This is a genomic window from Burkholderia sp. AU6039, from assembly GCF_002223365.1.
Classification (GTDB): Bacteria; Pseudomonadota; Gammaproteobacteria; order Burkholderiales; family Burkholderiaceae; genus Burkholderia.
This window is the reverse complement of record NZ_NKFK01000004.1, coordinates 134,898-151,662: the sequence shown is the minus strand read 5'-3', so window position 1 is coordinate 151,662 and position 16,765 is coordinate 134,898. Positions and strand designations below refer to the sequence as shown.

Sequence of the window (16,765 nt, the reverse complement as noted above, 5' to 3'; positions counted from 1 at the left end):
CAACGTCCCGATGAATGACGAAATTCAGCGCCTATGTCAACGAAGAAACCCAGCGCGGCCTATAGCGAAGCATCGATCAAGGTGCTCAAGGGTCTCGAGCCGGTCAAGCAGCGGCCCGGCATGTACACCCGTACCGAGAATCCGCTGCACATCATCCAGGAAGTCATCGACAACGCGTCCGACGAGGCGCTTGGCGGCTACGGCAAGCAGATCACGGTCACGCTGCACGCCGACCAGTCGGTCTCGGTCGAGGACGACGGCCGCGGCATCCCGTTCGGCATGCACCCTGAAGAGGGCGTGCCGGTCGTCGAGATCGTATTCACGCGCCTGCACGCGGGCGGCAAGTTCGACAAGGCCGCGGGCGGCGCCTACACGTTTTCGGGCGGCCTGCACGGCGTCGGCGTGTCGGTGACGAACGCGCTGGCGACACGCCTCGACGTGACGGTCTGGCGCGACGGCAAGATCGCGGAACTCGGCTTCGCCGAAGGCGACGTGGTGAAACCGCTCGCGACGCAGGGCGCGGGCCGCGGCGAGAAGAAATCCGGCACGCGCGTGCAGGTGTGGCCGAATCCGAAGTATTTCGATTCGCCGAACCTGCCGCTCGGCGAACTGCAGCGCCTGCTGCGCTCGAAGGCCGTGCTGCTGCCGGGCGTCGAGGTCGTGCTCGTCAACGAGAAGTCGGGCGAGCGCCAGACGTGGAAGTATGAAGACGGCCTGCGCGGCTACCTGCTCGACGAAATGAACGGCAGCGAGCTGCTGATCCCGCTGTTCGAAGGCGAGCGCTTTGCCGATTCGCGTTCGGGCGACGACACCTTCGCCGAAGGCGAGGGTGCGTCGTGGGTCGTCGCATGGAGCGAGGAAGGCTCGCTCGTGCGCGAGTCGTACGTGAACCTGATCCCGACGCCGGCCGGCGGCACGCACGAATCCGGCCTGCGCGACGGTCTCTACCAGGCAGTGAAAAGCTTCGTCGAACTGCACAACCTGCAGCCGAAGGGCGTGAAGCTGCTCGCGGAAGACGTGTTCGCGCGCGTATCGTTCGTGCTGTCCGCGAAGGTGCTCGATCCGCAGTTCCAGGGACAGATCAAGGAACGCCTGAACAGCCGCGACGCGGTGAAGCTCGTGTCGTCGTTCTCGCGTCCGGCGCTGGAGCTGTGGCTGAACCAGCACGTCGAGCACGGCAAGAAGCTCGCCGAACTCGTGATCAAGCAGGCGCAAGCGCGCACGCGCGCCGGCCAGAAGGTCGAGAAGCGCAAGAGCTCGGGCGTCGCGGTGCTGCCCGGCAAGCTGACCGACTGCGAGACGGAAGATATCGCGCGCAATGAGCTGTTCCTGGTCGAGGGCGACTCGGCGGGCGGCTCCGCGAAGATGGGCCGCGACAAGGAATACCAGGCGATCCTGCCGCTGCGCGGCAAGGTGCTGAACACGTGGGAAACCGAGCGCGACCGCCTGTTCGCGAACAACGAGGTGCACGACATCTCGGTCGCGATCGGCGTCGATCCGCACAGCCCGGATGAAAGCGTCGACCTGTCGAACCTGCGCTACGGCAAGATCTGCATCCTGTCGGACGCGGACGTCGACGGCTCGCACATCCAGGTGCTGCTGCTCACGCTGTTCTTCAAGCATTTCCCGCAACTGATCGAGCGCGGCCATGTGTGCGTCGCGCGCCCGCCGCTGTTCCGCGTCGACGCGCCCGCGCGCGGCAAGAAGGCTGCGCAGAAGCTTTATGCACTCGACGAAGGCGAACTCGAGGCGATCCTCGACAAGCTGCGCAAGGACGGTGTGCGCGAGACGCAATGGAGCATCAGCCGCTTCAAGGGTCTCGGTGAAATGAGCGCCGAGCAGCTGTGGGATACGACGATGAACCCCGACACGCGCCGCCTGATGCCGGTGAAGCTTGGCGAGCTCGACTACGAGGCGACCGTCGCACGCATGACGATGCTGATGGGCAAGGGCGAGGCAGCCGCGCGGCGCGGCTGGCTCGAGGAAAAGGGCAACGACGTCGAAGCGGACATCTAAGCCGAACACCTGCGCGGCCGGGCATGACGCCCGGCCCGGCCTTACGCCACTTACGAATACGGAATTCAGATGGACGACAACACTTCCGATCTCTTCGCCAGCTCCGATGCACCGGATGCCGACGCGCTGACGCTCGGCAACTACGCGGAGCAGGCGTATCTCAGCTACGCGGTCAGCGTCGTGAAGAGCCGCGCGCTGCCCGACGTGTGCGACGGCCAGAAGCCGGTGCAGCGCCGGATTCTCTACGCGATGAACGAAATGGGCCTCGGCCCGGACGCGAAGCCGGTGAAGTCGGCGCGCGTGGTCGGCGACGTGCTCGGTAAATACCACCCGCACGGCGACCAGTCGGCGTACGACGCGCTGGTGCGTCTCGCGCAGGATTTCTCGCTGCGCTACCCGCTGATCGACGGGCAGGGCAACTTCGGCTCGCGCGACGGCGACGGCGCGGCGGCCATGCGATACACCGAAGCCCGCCTCACGCCGATCGCGAAGCTGCTGCTCGACGAGATCGACCAGGGCACGGTCGACTTCATGCCGAACTACGACGGCTCGTTCGAGGAGCCGAAGACGCTGCCGAGCCGCATGCCGTTCGTGCTGCTGAACGGCGCGTCGGGCATCGCGGTCGGCCTCGCGACCGAAATCCCGTCGCACAACCTGCGCGAAGTCGCGGGCGCGGCGGTCGCGCTGATCCGCAATCCGAAGCTCTCGCACGCGGAGCTGATGAACCTGATTCCCGGCCCGGATTTCCCGGGCGGCGGCCAGATCATCTCGAGCGACACCGAAATCGCGGCGGCCTATGAAACCGGCCGCGGCAGCCTGAAGGTGCGCGCGCGCTGGAAGATCGAGGATCTCGCGCGCGGCCAGTGGCAGCTCGTCGTGACCGAGCTGCCGCCGAGCACGTCGGGCCAGAAGGTGCTCGAGGAAATCGAGGAGCTGACGAACCCGAAGCTCAAGCTCGGCAAGAAGACGCTGACGCCCGAGCAGCTCAACACGAAGAAGGCGATGCTCGACCTGCTCGACGCGGTGCGCGACGAGTCGGGCAAGGAAGCGGCGGTGCGGCTCGTGTTCGAGCCGAAGTCGCGCACGATCGACCAGACGGAATTCGTGAACACGCTGCTCGCGTACACGAGCCTCGAATCGAACGCGACGCTGAACCTCGTGATGATCGGCGCCGACGGCCGGCCGGGCCAGAAGGGTCTGCTGACGATCCTCGACGAATGGGTGAAGTTCCGCCAGCTGACGATGACGCGCCGGTGCCGCCATCGTCTCGCGAAGGTCGACGACCGCATCCACATCCTCGAAGGGCGGATGATCGTCTTCCTGAACATCGACGAGGTGATCCGCATCATCCGCGAGTCGGACGAGCCGAAGGCCGCGCTGATGAGCGCGTTCGGCCTCAGCGAACGGCAGGCGGAAGATATTCTCGAAATCCGGCTGCGCCAGCTCGCGCGGCTCGAGAAGATCAAGATCGAGAAGGAACTCGAAGCGCTGCGCGACGAAAAGGCGAAGCTCGAGGAACTGCTCGCGAACGAAAGCGCGATGAAGCGGCTGATGATCAAGGAGATCGAGGCCGACGCGAAGCAGTACGGCGACGATCGCCGCACGCTGATCCAGCAGGAAAAGCGCGCGACCTTCGAGGCGAAGGTGGTGGACGAGCCGGTCACGGTCGTCGTGTCGCAGAAGGGCTGGGTGCGTGCGCTGAAGGGCCACGGGCTCGACCCGGCCAGCTTCTCGTTCAAGGCCGGCGATCATCTGTACGCGGCGTTCCAGTGCCGCACGCCGGATCGCCTGATCGCGTGGGGCAGCAGCGGCCGCGTGTACTCGGTGGACGTGTCGGTGCTGCCGGGCGGGCGCGGCGACGGCGTGCCCGTCACGTCGCTGATCGAGCTCGAGTCGGGCTCGCACCTGATGCACTACTACGCGGCGCCGGCCGACCAGCAACTGCTGCTCGCGTCGAGCAACGGCTTCGGCTTCCTCGCGAAGGTCGGCGACATGGTGAGCCGCGTGAAGGCCGGCAAGGCGTTCATGACGATCGATGCGGGCGCGGCGCCGCTCGCGCCGATGCCGGTGCTGCCGAACGCGACGCAGGTCGCGTGCCTGTCGAGCGGCGGCCGCCTGCTCGTGTTCGGGATGGACGAGATGAAGACGCTGTCCGGCGGCGGTCGCGGCGTGATCCTGATGGCGCTCGACGACAAGGAAACGCTCGTTCAGGCGCTCGCGATCGATCCGGCCGGCGTCGTGCTGATCGGCACCGGCCGCGGCGGCAAGACGATGGACGAAACGCTGTCGTATGCGGGGCTGGCGCCGCACGTCGGCAAGCGCGCCCGCAAGGGCCGCGCGCCGGACACGAAGCTCAAGGTCGTCAGCGAACTGCGTCCGCTGCTCGGCTGACGCTGCGCACGTTCGATCGCCCGGTTCAGCCGCGATCGAAGGCCGCACCTCCGCTTCGGCGGACGTGCGGCTTTTTCTTTTGGAGGGGGATTCGGGTAAGCAAGCGTGGCGCTGTCACGCGGAACTTGCAAAATAATGTGAAATCGCGCCTGGGGTCTGAACCGCTCGGCGACAATCGGGTCGAACGTCGCTCGATGCCGCGTGCGACGCGGCCGTTCGCCGCACCCCACTCCTCACAGGATCGCCGTCATGTCCCATGCTGTCTCCGTCGCGCTGTTTCTTCATCTGCTGGCCGTCGCCGTGTGGGTGGGCGGGATGGTCTTCGCCAACTTCTGCCTGCGCCCGGCGCTGTCCGACCTGTCGCCGCAGCTTCGGTTGCCGCTGATCGAGGGCGTGTTCGGCCGCTTCTTCAACTGGGTCTCGGGCTCCGTGATCGTGATCCTGCTGACCGGCGGCTTCCTGCTCGTGCAATTCGGCGGCGCGCACGCGACGTGGTCGCTGCACGCGATGGCCGGGCTCGGCGTCGTGATGATGCTGATCTTCGGGCATATCCGGTTCGCGCTGTTCCCGCGCATCCGCCGTGCGGTGCAGGCGCAGAAGTGGCCGGACGGCGCACGCGCGGTGAATACGGTGCGCCTGCTCGTGCTCGTGAACCTCGTGCTCGGCGTCGTCACGATCGGCGCGGCGGTGTTGTCGCGCGGTTTCTGATTGACCGCAGCCGGCCGGCCCGCGTGCAGCCGCGGGTGCGCCGGCAAGCGCCGCTACGCGGCCAGCATCGCATCGAGCAGCCATGAACCGACCGGGCCGAGCGGCCGGTTGCGCGACCAGACCGCATCGACCCGCACACGGCGCGGCCAGCCGCGCGCACGCAGTTCGCACAGCCGATCGCGCGCGAAGTGGTCGACCATCCAGCGCGGCAGTTCGGCCCAGCCGAACCCCAGCACGGCCATCTCCAGCAGCATCAGGTAGCTTGGCGCCAGCCAGTGCTGCGTGCCGACGACGATCCGGTCGTCGGCGCCGCGGCCTTCCGTTTTCACATAGGTATTGAGGCGCAGTTCGCGCACGTCGCGCAGCGCGGCGTGCGGCACGTCGGCGTCGCCGTATTCGGCGAGCGCGTGCGTGCGGCCGACGAACAGCCCGATTTCCGACTCCTCCGCGATCGTCGCCGCGCCGATATCGGCCGGGTAGGCCGCGCGCGCGGCCATCAGCCCGAGCTGCGCGCGCCCCTGCTGGATCAGGTCGAGCACGTCTTCGTGCTCGGCGATCTGGCATTCGAGCTCGAGCGCCGGGAAGCGCCGTTCGAGCGCCATCAACGTTTCCTCGTAGCGCTTCGACTGGTACGTATCGGACACGACGAGCGTCAGCCGCGCTTCCTCGCCACGCGCGAGCCGCGCGGCCGTCCGGTCGATCGCCGCGCCGGCCTCGAGCGCGCGCTGCACCTGCGGCAGCAGCGCACGCCCGGCATCGGTCAGCGTCGGTGCGCGCGTCGAGCGATCGAACAACTGCACGCCGAGATCGATCTCGAGGTTCGCGATCGCCTCCGACACGGTCGACTGGCGCTTGCCGAGCTTGCGCGCGGCGGCCGTGAACGAGCCGAGCAACGCGGCTTCGGCGAAGGCGAGCAGGGCTTCGGGGGCGTGGCGCATGCGGCGCTCCTGGTGGTGATATATCGGTAAAACCGATGATATCAAACTGGATTCATACGGTTGCGCCGATCAAAATGGCGGCCATGTACGAAGTAGACGAATCGGAGGGAATCATGAAACAGGTCAACAAAACGGTGACGGAACGGCTGCTGCATGCACTGACGTTCGAGCTGGTCGCGATCGCGCTGTGCGCGCCGATCGGCGCGTGGCTGCTCGACATGCCGGTGTCGCACGTCGGCGTGCTGACGGTGATGGTGTCGCTGATCGCGATGGCGTGGAACATGGCGTTCAACACGCTGTTCGACCGCTTCGAGCGTCGCGCGGGGCTGACCCGCACGCTCGGCATGCGGATCGCGCATGCGGTCACGTTCGAGCTCGGTCTCGTCGCGATGGTGGTGCCGGTCGCCGCGTGGTGGCTGAACGTGAGCCTCGTCGAGGCGCTGCTGCTCGACCTCGGCATCGTGCTGTTCTTCCTGCCTTACACGTTCTGCTTCAACCTCGCTTACGACGCGCTGCGCGCCCGCTGGATGGCACGCCGGGTCGCGATGCAGGCAGGTTGAGGAGGGCCTGGACGGGCGAATGCCGGTAGAACCCGGCGGGGCGGTGGTCGCCGCCCGTCAGCGCGCGGCGGCCAGCAGCCACACGCCGCAAGCCACCGCGACCGTGCCGTACACGGCATAGACGGGCACCTTGAAGCGCGCGAAGCACAGCGTCGCGAAGGCGCCCGTCAGCCAGTAAACGGGGTCGACGGGTTCGCGGTACAGGATCCTCACGACGGCGACGACGAGAAAACCCGTGGTCGCCGCACGCAGCAGCCGCATCCCGTGCTCGAAACGCGAATGGCGCTTGAGCCGGGACAGGTGGTTCTGCGCAAACACGACGAGGCATCCCGACGGAATGAACAGCGCGGCCGTCGCGAGCAGCGCGCCGACCCAGCCGTCGGTCAGGTAGCCGAGAAACGGGACGACGTTCAGCAGCGGCCCCGGCGCGACAGGGGACAGCGCGAACGCCAGCGTGAAGTCGTGATCGGAGATGCCGGTTGCGGGCGTGACGAACAGCGTCTTGAGCACGGGCAGCGCGGAAAAGCCGCCGCCGAACAATGTCATGCCGGCGCCGGCGAGACGCGGCCACAGCAGCGTCGCCTGGTAATCGCCGGGCAGCGGCACCGCGAACAGCGTGACGAGCACGCCGAGCAGCACGAGCAGGTTGCGGTCGCGGGTCGACAACGTGAAATCGACCGCGTCGCGTTGCGGCGGCCCCGTGAGCCAGCCGGCCGCGAACGCGGCGAAGAGAATCCCGACGAAGGCGGCCGGATTATGCGCGAAACCGAGCAGAATCGTGGACAGCGCGGCGATCAGTTGTTCGCGCCGTGTGCGCGCGAGCGAGCGCAACTGCTTGACCCACGTGACGCCGATCAGCGCGGCGAGCACCATCCCGAAGTGATTGATCAGCATCGGCGCGGCGAGCGAGCGCACGAGCGGCGTGCGATAGAAGATCGCGAACAGCGTCATCAGGATGGAGAACGGCAGCACGCTCGCGATGCCGGCGATCCACGCGCCGATGCGGCCGTGCAGGATCTGGCCGACTTGCACCGCCACGTTGCAGCCGACGGGGCCCGGCACCAGCCAGGCCAGCGCGACGAGGTCGCCGAAGACGTTGGGCTCGATGCGCTTCAGCCGCTCCACGTAGTGGCGTTCGAGCTGCGCCATCATCGACAGCCCGCCCCACGAGACCGCCGAAATGCTGGCGACGACCTTGAACAGGTCCCACAGGGACGCCTGCGCCTGTTCGACATCAGCGGTCGCTTCGATTTCGACGGTAGTCATGTTGGTGGTGTGAGCGCGGGGCCCGATCTCTCGCGTGCGGCCATGCCGGCGGCCCGCCGACACGTTGGCCCTCCCAATTGTCCGCCGCGCACCGTGACACTGCCATGCGCGAAAACGCTAGTTCAAGAACTAAACAATCGGATCGGAAAACGAAACAATGACGGCGCGCGCAATAGCCACCAAGGCCACGGCCGCGGTGCGCTTACGCGCCCGTGCTGCCGGTCGCGCGATGCGCGATCACGTTCGGCGCGTCGCCGCGCACGCCGAAGCGTGCGATCAGCGCGGGAATCGCGTCGGCCGGCACCGGTCGCGAGAACAGGAAGCCTTGCGCCTCGATCTCGCCGAGCGCGGCGAGCCACGTGATCTGCTCCTCGGTTTCCGTGCCTTCGACGACGACGGTCAGGCCGAGCGAGCGCGCGAGATGCACGATCGACGACACCATCACGCACACGCTGCGATCGTTCGGGATGGCCTGCACGAACGAGCGGTCGACCTTCAGCGTGTCGACGGAGAAGCGGTGCAGGTACGACAGCGACGAATAGCCGGTGCCGAAATCGTCGAGCGCGATGCGGATGCCGAGCTTCTTCAGCGCGACGATCTTCTCGGACACGAGCTCCGGATATTCCATCATCGCGGTCTCGGTGATCTCGATCTCCAGCCGGTTCGCGTCGATGCCGGTGTCCTGTAGCGCCTGCGAGATCGTCTCGATCAGGTCGCCGCGCCAGAACTGCACCGGCGAGATGTTGACCGCGAGCGTCAGTGTGTCGTGGCCTTCGTCGCGCCAGCGCGCGATCTGCTCGCACGCGGTGCGGATCACGAAGTCGCCGATCGGCACGATCAGGCCGGTCGATTCGGCGATCGAAATGAATTCGTTCGCGGAGATGACGCCGTGCTCCGGATGATCCCAGCGCGCGAGCGCCTCGAAACCGGTGATGTGGCGGTGCGTGAGGTCGATCTTCGGCTGGTACGCGAGGAACAGCTGCCCCTCGGCGAGCGCGACGCGCAGTTGCTGTTCCCAGCGCATCAGGTGGTCGGCGCGGTGCGACAGGTGCGGCGCATAGAACTGGTAGCAGTTCTTGCCGGCGTCCTTCGCGCTGTACATCGCGAGGTCGGCCTTCTTCAGCAGGTCGATCTCGCTCTCGTTCGCCACCGTGTGCAGCGCGATGCCGATGCTCGCATGCAGCACGAACGAGCTGCCGCGCACGTCGAACGGTTCGCCGAACATCCGGATGATCGCTTCCGCGAGCCGTACCGCGCGCCGCTCGACGTCGTCGCCCTTCATCACCACGACGAACTCGTCGCCGCCGATGCGCGCGAGCGAGCCTTCGTCGCCGACCGCATCGGACAGGCGCGACGCGGTCATCTGCAGCACGATGTCGCCGGCGTTGTGGCCGAGCGTGTCGTTGACGGTCTTGAAGTTGTCGAGATCGATGAACAGCAGCCCGAGCCGCGACAGGCTCGCAGGCATCGACACGTCGTTGCGCAACCCGCGCAGCGTCGCATAGCGGTTCGCGAGGCCGGTGAGCAGGTCGTACTCGGCGAGCTGCGTCATTTCGCGCTCACGGCCGAGCAGCTTCCCGATCAGGCCCGTCGCGACGCCGAAGAACGCGAGCATCGCGAGCGTGATGAAGCTCGTCATCAGCAGGTAGACGTTGCGCGTGTGGTAGTAGTCCGCGAATTCCTCGGTTTGCGACAGCCCGACCATCACCGCGAGCGGGTAGCCGTCGAGGTGGCGGTACGACACGATGCGCGTCACGCCGTCGATCGGGTCGATGATCGTGCCCGTCACGCGCTCGGCGATCGGGTAAACACCCGACGCGGAAAACGCGCCGGGCGCGTTGCTGACCGAGCCCGTGCGCCGCGCGAGCACCGCGCCAGTATCGGACACCACCGCGATCACGCCTTCCTTGCCGATCGCCGCGTTGTTGTAGAAGTCGTTGGTGAAGTAGCTCGGGTCTTCCGACACGACGACGATGCCCGCGAAGCTGCCGTCCGGGTTGTTCAGGCGCCGTGTCATCTGCAGCGTCCAGTGGCTCGACACGCGGCCGAGTACGGGCTTGCTGATGAACAGGCGGTCGTCGTTGTGCGCGAGGTGGACCTTGAAGTGCTCGCGGTCGGACAGGTTGATCGGCTGCGGATGCAGCTCGGCCGTGTTCGCGAACAGGATGCCCTTCGCGTTGACGAGCGACACCTGGATCAGCGTGTCGCTCGGCACGACGCCTTTCTCGACGGCGCTGGCGAGGTTGAAGCGGGCGGGCGACTTCTCGAATTCGAACTTGACGAAGCGGGTGATCTGGTCGACCTGGTGGATCGCCTTGACCGTATGCTGCTCGAGCGCGGAGGACAGGATCGCGGCGGAAGCCGCTGCTTCCTTGTACGCGCTGTCCTTTTCGACCGACAGACGCGCGATGATCACGGCCCACAGCAGCGCGAGCGCCAGCATCCCGAGCAGCGGGATCGCAAATAGCGCACGCCGGCGCGATTTGCGCGGCGCGCGTAGCGGCCGGGTCGGCGGCGTATGGTTGGACCGGGCGGAGCTCATCGAAGCGGGTGGCGTCCTGCTCGCGTGCGCCATCCGTCTGGATGGCTGATTATTGGTCGGGGTTGTCCCGACGTCTGTTCGTTCGCGGGACACGCAACCATGGACAGACCTCCGAAACAACGGATTAGGCCCGATATTACTGGTTGGAACGTTTTTGCGATAGTTGGGCGAATCGTAGGGGGGCGCCGGACGGGCCGGCGCCATCGCACATCGCGAAATGTCAGGCGGGTGACAGGAAAGAGCCGTCGACGACGGTGACGACCTGGCCGCCGATCCACGTGGTGCCGTCTTCGTCATAGCTGACGAAGACGCGGCCGTCGCGGCCGATCGCCGTACCCTGGCGGGCCGTATACGACTGGCCGGGGCGGCGTTCCTGCCGCGTCAGCAGCCCGGCGAGCGCGGCGTTCGCGCTGCCGGTGACGGGATCCTCGCCGAAGCCGAAATTGCCGCCCGTCATCAGGCAGCGGATTTCGAACGTCGCGGGGCCGCCTTCGGCGTGCGGCGCGTAGACCGCGATGCCGTCCGTGCCGTAGCGGCGCGTGAGCGCCGCCAGCGCGGCCGGATCGGGCGTCAGGCCGATGCAGGCATCGGCCGACTTCAGTCGCATGACCAGCCACGGCGCGCCGTTGTCGACCGCGCACGGCTCGGCATCCAGATCGAGCGCGTCGCTGCGCAACGCGGCAGCCAGCGCCGCGTAGTCCGAGCGGTCGAGCGGCGTGACGCGTGCCGGCGGCGCGGCGAACGCCCAGCCGTCGGCCTGCTCGCGCAGCGCGACCCGGCCGACCCCGCACTGCTGGATCAGCCGGCCCGGCGTGCGCGGCCGCGCGCCGCTTTCCAGGAACGCATGCGCGGTGCCCAGCGTCGGATGGCCGGCGAACGGCAGTTCGCCCTCCGTCGTGAAGATCCGGACGCGGTAGTCGGCTTCCGGATCGGTCGGCGTGCAGAGGAAGGTCGTTTCCGACAGGTTCGTCCAGCGGGCGATCGCGAGCATGTGGTCGTCGCCGAGCGAATCGGCGTCGAACACCACGGCGAGCGCGTTGCCCTTGAACGGTACCGACGTGAATACGTCGACCTGCTTGAAACGGACGAGACGGCCGGGCATCGTGCTGCGTTCGTTACGCAACTTCGGCGATCAGCTCGATCTCGACGCACGCGCCGAGCGGGATCTGCGCGACGCCGAACGCCGAGCGCGCGTGCTTGCCGGCGTCGCCGAACACTTCCGCGATCAGTTCCGACGCGCCGTTCGTCACGACGTGCTGTTCGGTGAAGTCGAGCGTCGAGTTGACGAGGCTCATCAGCTTGACGATGCGCGTGACCTTGTTCAGGTCACCGGTGTGCGCGTGCAGCGTCGCGAGCAGGTCGATCGCGATCGAGCGGGCGGCGGCCTTGCCGTCTTCCGTCTGCAGATCCGCGCCGAGCTTGCCGGCCCAGACCTTGCCGTCCTTCTTCGCGATGTGGCCCGACAGGAACACCGTGTTGCCGGTTTGCGCGCTCATCACGTAGGCGGCGGCCGGTGCGCCGGCGGTCGGGAGCTCGATGCCGAGCGACTTCAGCTTGTCGTAGACGTTAGCCATGGATTCGATTCCTCGTAGAGAGTCGTGACAGGAAAAAGGGGATCAGAGACGCTCGCGCAGCAGCTTGCCGAGGCGCGCGACGCCTTCCTCGATCTTCTCGGGCGGCACCGTCACGAACGACAGGCGCAGCGTGTTCTGCTGTGCGTTGTCGGCGAAGAACGGCGCGCCCGGCACGAACGCGACGTGGTTGTCGACGGCCGTGGCGAGCAGCTTCATGCTGTCGATCTGCGCGGGCAGGTTCACCCAGATGAACATCCCGCCTTCCGGGCGGTTCCACGTGACGCCTTCCGGCATGTGGCGCTCGAGCGCGCCGAGCATCGCGTCGCACTGCGCGCTGTACAGCTCGCGGATCGTCGGGATGTGCTCGTCGAGGAAGCCGTCCTTGATCACTTCGTGCGCGATGCGCTGCGTGAGCGTCGGCGTGTGCAGGTCGGTGGCCTGCTTGGCCTGCACGAGCTTGAAGTGGAGTTCCTCGGGCGCAATGATGTAGCCGATCCGCAGGCCCGGCGCGAGCACCTTCGAGAACGTGCCGAGGTGCACGATGTGATCGGGCGCCATCGACAGCATCGTCGGCAGAGGCTCGCCGCGATAGTTCAGCGCGCCGTACGGATCGTCTTCCAGCACCGGGAACGGGCTCGACTGCGCGAACGCGGCGAGCGCGCGGCGGCGCTCGACGGGCAGGCGGCGGCCGGTCGGGTTCTGGAAGTTCGGCTGCGCGTACAAGAGGCGCGCGCCTTGCGTGAGTTCGGGCGTGAGGCCGTCCGGCAGCAGGCCCTGCTCGTCGGTCGGCACCTGCACGTAGCGCGGCTCGTACAGCGAGAACGACTGCAGCGCGCCGAGGTAGGTCGGGGTTTCGACGAGGATCGGGCTGCCCGGATCGACGAGCGCCTTGCCGAGCAGGTCGAGCGCCTGCTGCGAGCCTGTCGTGATCAGCACCTGCGACACGCGCACGCTGTAGCGCTCGGCGATCCATTCGCGCAGCGGCAGGTAGCCTTCGGTCGCGCTGTACTGGAGCGCGGCGGCCGGCGCGTCGCGCAGCACGCGATCGGCGGCGGCGCGCATGCGCTCGGCCGGGAACGTGGCAGGGGCGGGCAGGCCGCCGGCGAACGAGATGACCTCGGGGCGTTCCGTGACCTTCAGGATTTCGCGGATGGCAGAGCTCGTCAGCTTGCGTGCGCGTTCGGAAAGCTGCCAGTGCGGCGGATGCAGGTCGCTCGGATTCATAGTCTCCTCGTTCGGATATCGTGGTCAGTCAAGAAAGGTCGTTCGGGCAAATCGCTTCGACGCCGCCGGGTGGGCGGGCACGAGCGCGATAGGGCCTTCGCGGCCGGGTGGGCAAACCGATCAGGCAAAACGTCCATTATGGCGCAGCTGTTCAGCCGGCGCGAGCCGGTTGCGCGGCGGTGGCGACCGCCGAGCGGCGCCCGAGCACCACGGTGGCGATCACCGCGGCTGCGAACAGCCACGTCGACGGCGTCACCGTTTCGCCGAACAGCAATGCGGAAAAAGCGATCGTGAAGAAAATCTGCAGCAGTTGCACCTGGCCGACGCGCGCGATGCCGCCCATCGCGAGCCCCGCGTACCACGCGAAAAAGCCGATGAATTGCGAAAAGAGGGTCACGTAGCCGAACGCGAGCCACGTGCGCAGCGCGAGCGGGCCCGGATGCGCGGCATGCTGCGTCCACGCGAGCCAGCCGACCGGCAGCACGAGGAACGGCGCGGACACGACGAGCGCCCAGCAGATCACCTGCCAGCCGCCGATCTGGCGCGCGAGCCGCGCGCCTTCCGCATAACCGAGCGCACCGATGCCGACCGCGACGAGCATCAGCGCGTCGCCGGCCTGCACCGTGCCGCCGCCGTCGCGCAGCGCGAACGCGATCACGAGCGCGCTGCCGGCCACCGCGCTGGCCCAGAACGCCTTCGACGGCCGCTCGTGCGACAGCCAGGCCGCGTACAGCGCGACGAACAGCGGCTGCAGGCCGTTGACTACCGCACCGTGCGACGCCGGAACCGTTTTCATCGCCCATGCGGAGAACACCGGGTACGCGATGATCACGCCGAGCGACGTGATCGCGAGGCTTTTCAGCTGCGCGCGGGTCGGCAGCGGCTCGCGGCGCCACCACAGCAGCAGGCCGGCCGGCACCGCGGCGGCGAGCGCGCGGCCGAGCCCGTTGAGCAGCGGATGGAGTTCGGCGACGACGATCCGCGTCATCGGCAGCGTCAGGCTGAAGATCATCACGCCGATGAGGCCGAGCAGCATGCCCCGGGTTTCGCGCGAATTCATGAAGTGGGTGTCTCCGTGTTGCCGGTATGGGTGTAGTTCAGCGAGGCGGCAGGGTGTTCAGCGCAGCGTGCGCGCGCCCTGCGGCGTGTCGAATTCGGCGACCAGCGCGGGCGGGCCGTCGGCGGCGTCGAGGTCGAGCAGGTGGGCGGCGCCGAGCCAGTCGAGCTGCTCGCGGAGCGCGTCCGCGCGCGGGTGGGTGCCCTTGAGCGCTTTCAGCGCGACGCCGTCGCCCGGGAGCGATTCGGCCGGGTGGCGCGCGCTGTCCCACTGGATCAGCGACGGCAGGAGGCCGTCGCCCGCGCCTTGCCACGCGGGGAACGTGCCGTCGTCGGGCACGGTGAGGCCCCAGCTCAGGTCGCCGCGCCGCATCGCGACGACCGGCGGGATGCGCGCCGGGTACTGGCTCTGCCACAGCGCGAGCTGGCGCGGACGGTCGACCCGCGCGACCCAGTGCGCGAGAAACGGGCCTTGCGCAAGCCGTGCGTGCATGGCCGGATCGTCGAGCCCGAACAGCCGCGCGCGCGGCGGCTCGGCGTCGGCGTTCGGCGCAGGCGCATCGGGATCGATCGCGATCACTTCGAGGTAGAGTCCGCCCCATACGCCGAACAGCGCATTGTGGGTTCGCATCAGCGGGTGGCGGCCGCCGCCGGCCGGTTCGATGCCGAGCGCGTCGGCGACGTGGCGGACGCCTTCGTCGAGCGTGCGCGCGGCGATCACGAGATGGTCGAGTGTCAGGGAGCGGGCTGGCATGAACGTCGGTCGGGAAGCGAAAGTGTCATGGTGGGCAGGTAATGCGCCGGGCGGTGGCCGGACCGGCCGGCGTACCGGCCGCGATGCGGGCCGGTGGGCGCGGTGCCAGGTGCGGCGGGGCCGGAACGGTGGCCGCACGGCCGCCATTCCGGTCAACTGTAATCGTCGCTACCGGCACAGTAACGGTACAATCGGCGCGATAGCCTTCGGTACAGTTGGAGCTGCCGCCCATGTCCACCGTCCCACTCGCCCAGATTCCCGTGCCGCACGACACGGCCACGCTCACGCTCGTCGACCAGCTTGTCCAGTGGGCGCGACGGCGCATCGACGAGCGCGTGTTCCGGCCCGGCATGCGGATGCCGTCGATCCGCAAGCTCGCGCTCGACAAGAGCGTGTCGCGCTTCACCGTCGTCGAGGCGTACGAGCGCCTCGTCGCCCAGGGTTACCTCGACTCGCGGCGCGGCTCGGGCTTCTACGTGCGCGAGCGCACGGGCGCCGGCCCGCAGCCGGCCGACGGCGTCGCACGCGTGGCCGAGGCCGCGCCGGTGCACAACACGATCGACGTCGTCTGGCTGCTGCGCAACATGCTGCATACCGTCAGCCCGGAAAAGGGGCCGGGTCTCGGCTACCTGCCGGGCCGCTGGCTCGACGGGGAACTGATCACCGGTGCGCTGCGCGCGCTCGGGCGCCAGTCCGGCGCGCAGATGCTCGGCTTCGGCACCGCGCAGGGCTTCCTGCCGCTGCGCCAGCAACTGCAGACGCGCCTCGCCGAAGTGGAGATCGGCGCGAAGCCCGAACAGATCGTGCTGGTGTCGGGGATCACGCAGGCGATCGACCTGATCGCGCGGATCTACGTGAAGCCCGGCGATGCGGTGATCGTCGGCGATCCGGCCTGGTTCCAGATGTTCGGCCGCTTCGCGGCGCAGGGCGCGCAGCTCGTCGGGATGCCGTACACGCCGGACGGCCCCGATCTCGACGCGCTCGAAACGCTCGTCCAGATGTGGCGACCGAAGATGCTCGTGATCAATTCGGTGCTGCAGAACCCGACCGGCACGTCGCTGTCGGCCGCGCAGGCGTTCCGGATCCTGAAGCTCGCGGAGGCGTACGACTTCCTCGTCGTCGAGGACGACGTGTACGGCGACCTGTGCCCGCCGAGCTACCCGGCCACGCGCCTCGCGAGCCTCGACCAGTTGAAGCGCGTGATCTACCTCGGCAGCTATTCGAAGACGCTCGCGGCGAACCTGCGGGTCGGCTACGTCGCGTGCGCGCCGGAGATCGCGAAGGCGGTCACCGACCAGAAGATGCTGGTGGGGATGACGACGCCCGAGCTCAACGAGCGCGTGCTGTACAAGATCCTGACCGAAGGGCATTACCGGCGCCACGTCGAGCGGCTGCGCGCGCGGCTCGACGGCGTGCGCGACAAGACCGCGCGGATGCTCGAGCGCACGGGGCTCGGCCTGTTCACGATGCCGGCGGCCGGGATGTTCCTGTGGGCCGACACGGGCGTCGATTCGGACGCGCTCGCGGCAGTCGCGCACGAGGCCGGCTTTTTGCTGACGCCGGGCAGCCTGTTCTCGCCGCAGCAATCGCCGTCCACGTGGATGCGCTTCAACGTCGCGAACTGCGGCGATCCCGCGCTGCCGGCGCTGCTGTCGCGCTATATCGATTCCGCCGTGCGCCGCGCATCGTGACGCGGCGCGGCACGCCCGCCCTTGAAATCGGGCGTGCCGCCTCCA

The 16,765-nt window shown here is 68.0% G+C and carries 13 protein-coding genes; 5 read left to right on the top strand and 8 right to left on the bottom strand.

Translation table 11 applies throughout. The features are described 5' to 3' along the window. Positions 1–33 precede the first annotated feature (33 nt). From parE to CFB39_RS13315, 3 genes are all read left to right on the top strand, one after another. Entirely contained in the window at positions 34–2,016 is a 1,983-nt protein-coding gene (parE, locus tag CFB39_RS13325; RefSeq protein WP_089426056.1) for a DNA topoisomerase IV subunit B, read from the top strand. 69 nt (positions 2,017–2,085) lie between these two features. Further along, positions 2,086–4,407 carry a DNA topoisomerase IV subunit A gene (gene parC, locus CFB39_RS13320; RefSeq protein ID WP_089473339.1) on the top strand — a complete coding sequence of 774 codons (2,322 nt, stop codon included), beginning with the start codon at positions 2,086–2,088 and terminating at the stop codon, positions 4,405–4,407. Positions 4,408–4,656: 249 nt separating this feature from the next. Continuing rightward, positions 4,657–5,115 carry a CopD family protein gene (locus CFB39_RS13315; RefSeq protein ID WP_069248551.1) on the top strand — a complete coding sequence of 153 codons (459 nt, stop codon included), beginning with the start codon at positions 4,657–4,659 and terminating at the stop codon, positions 5,113–5,115. A gap of 53 nt (positions 5,116–5,168) precedes the next feature. On the opposite strand, the gene CFB39_RS13310 is transcribed toward CFB39_RS13315, so the two are convergent. Next, positions 5,169–6,053 carry a LysR family transcriptional regulator gene (locus tag CFB39_RS13310; protein WP_039370345.1) on the bottom strand — a complete coding sequence of 295 codons (885 nt, stop codon included), beginning with the start codon at positions 6,051–6,053 and terminating at the stop codon, positions 5,169–5,171. Positions 6,054–6,166: 113 nt separating this feature from the next. On the opposite strand from CFB39_RS13310, the gene CFB39_RS13305 reads away from it, so the two are divergent. Then, positions 6,167–6,613 (top strand): multidrug/biocide efflux PACE transporter, encoded by a 447-nt coding sequence (locus tag CFB39_RS13305; protein ID WP_089426630.1) that lies wholly within the window; start codon positions 6,167–6,169, stop codon positions 6,611–6,613. 57 nt (positions 6,614–6,670) lie between these two features. Here the strand turns inward: CFB39_RS13305 and CFB39_RS13300 are convergent, their stop codons facing one another. From CFB39_RS13300 to CFB39_RS13265, 7 genes are all read right to left on the bottom strand, one after another. After that, positions 6,671–7,879, bottom strand: coding sequence for a chromate transporter (locus CFB39_RS13300; protein WP_089473338.1), 1,209 nt, complete (start codon positions 7,877–7,879; stop codon positions 6,671–6,673). A gap of 202 nt (positions 7,880–8,081) precedes the next feature. Next, complete coding sequence (locus tag CFB39_RS13295; RefSeq protein WP_089473337.1) at positions 8,082–10,421, bottom strand: EAL domain-containing protein; 2,340 nt, start codon at positions 10,419–10,421, stop codon at positions 8,082–8,084. A 220-nt stretch (positions 10,422–10,641) separates the two neighbouring features. Further along, the gene (locus tag CFB39_RS13285; RefSeq protein ID WP_089473336.1) at positions 10,642–11,523 is read right to left on the bottom strand and encodes a PhzF family phenazine biosynthesis protein; all 882 of its coding nucleotides are present in this window, start codon (positions 11,521–11,523) and stop codon (positions 10,642–10,644) included. Positions 11,524–11,536: 13 nt separating this feature from the next. Next, positions 11,537–11,995, bottom strand: coding sequence for a RidA family protein (locus CFB39_RS13280; protein WP_011352811.1), 459 nt, complete (start codon positions 11,993–11,995; stop codon positions 11,537–11,539). 42 nt (positions 11,996–12,037) lie between these two features. After that, positions 12,038–13,219, bottom strand: coding sequence for a PLP-dependent aminotransferase family protein (locus CFB39_RS13275; protein ID WP_047852437.1), 1,182 nt, complete (start codon positions 13,217–13,219; stop codon positions 12,038–12,040). A 151-nt stretch (positions 13,220–13,370) separates the two neighbouring features. After that, complete coding sequence (locus CFB39_RS13270; protein WP_089426049.1) at positions 13,371–14,279, bottom strand: DMT family transporter; 909 nt, start codon at positions 14,277–14,279, stop codon at positions 13,371–13,373. Positions 14,280–14,336: 57 nt separating this feature from the next. Then, positions 14,337–15,029 carry a VOC family protein gene (locus CFB39_RS13265; protein WP_089473335.1) on the bottom strand — a complete coding sequence of 231 codons (693 nt, stop codon included), beginning with the start codon at positions 15,027–15,029 and terminating at the stop codon, positions 14,337–14,339. 230 nt (positions 15,030–15,259) lie between these two features. Between CFB39_RS13265 and CFB39_RS13260 the strand changes: the two genes are divergently transcribed. Further along, entirely contained in the window at positions 15,260–16,720 is a 1,461-nt protein-coding gene (locus tag CFB39_RS13260) for a PLP-dependent aminotransferase family protein (protein ID WP_089440728.1), read from the top strand. The last annotated feature ends 45 nt before the right edge of the window (positions 16,721–16,765 follow it).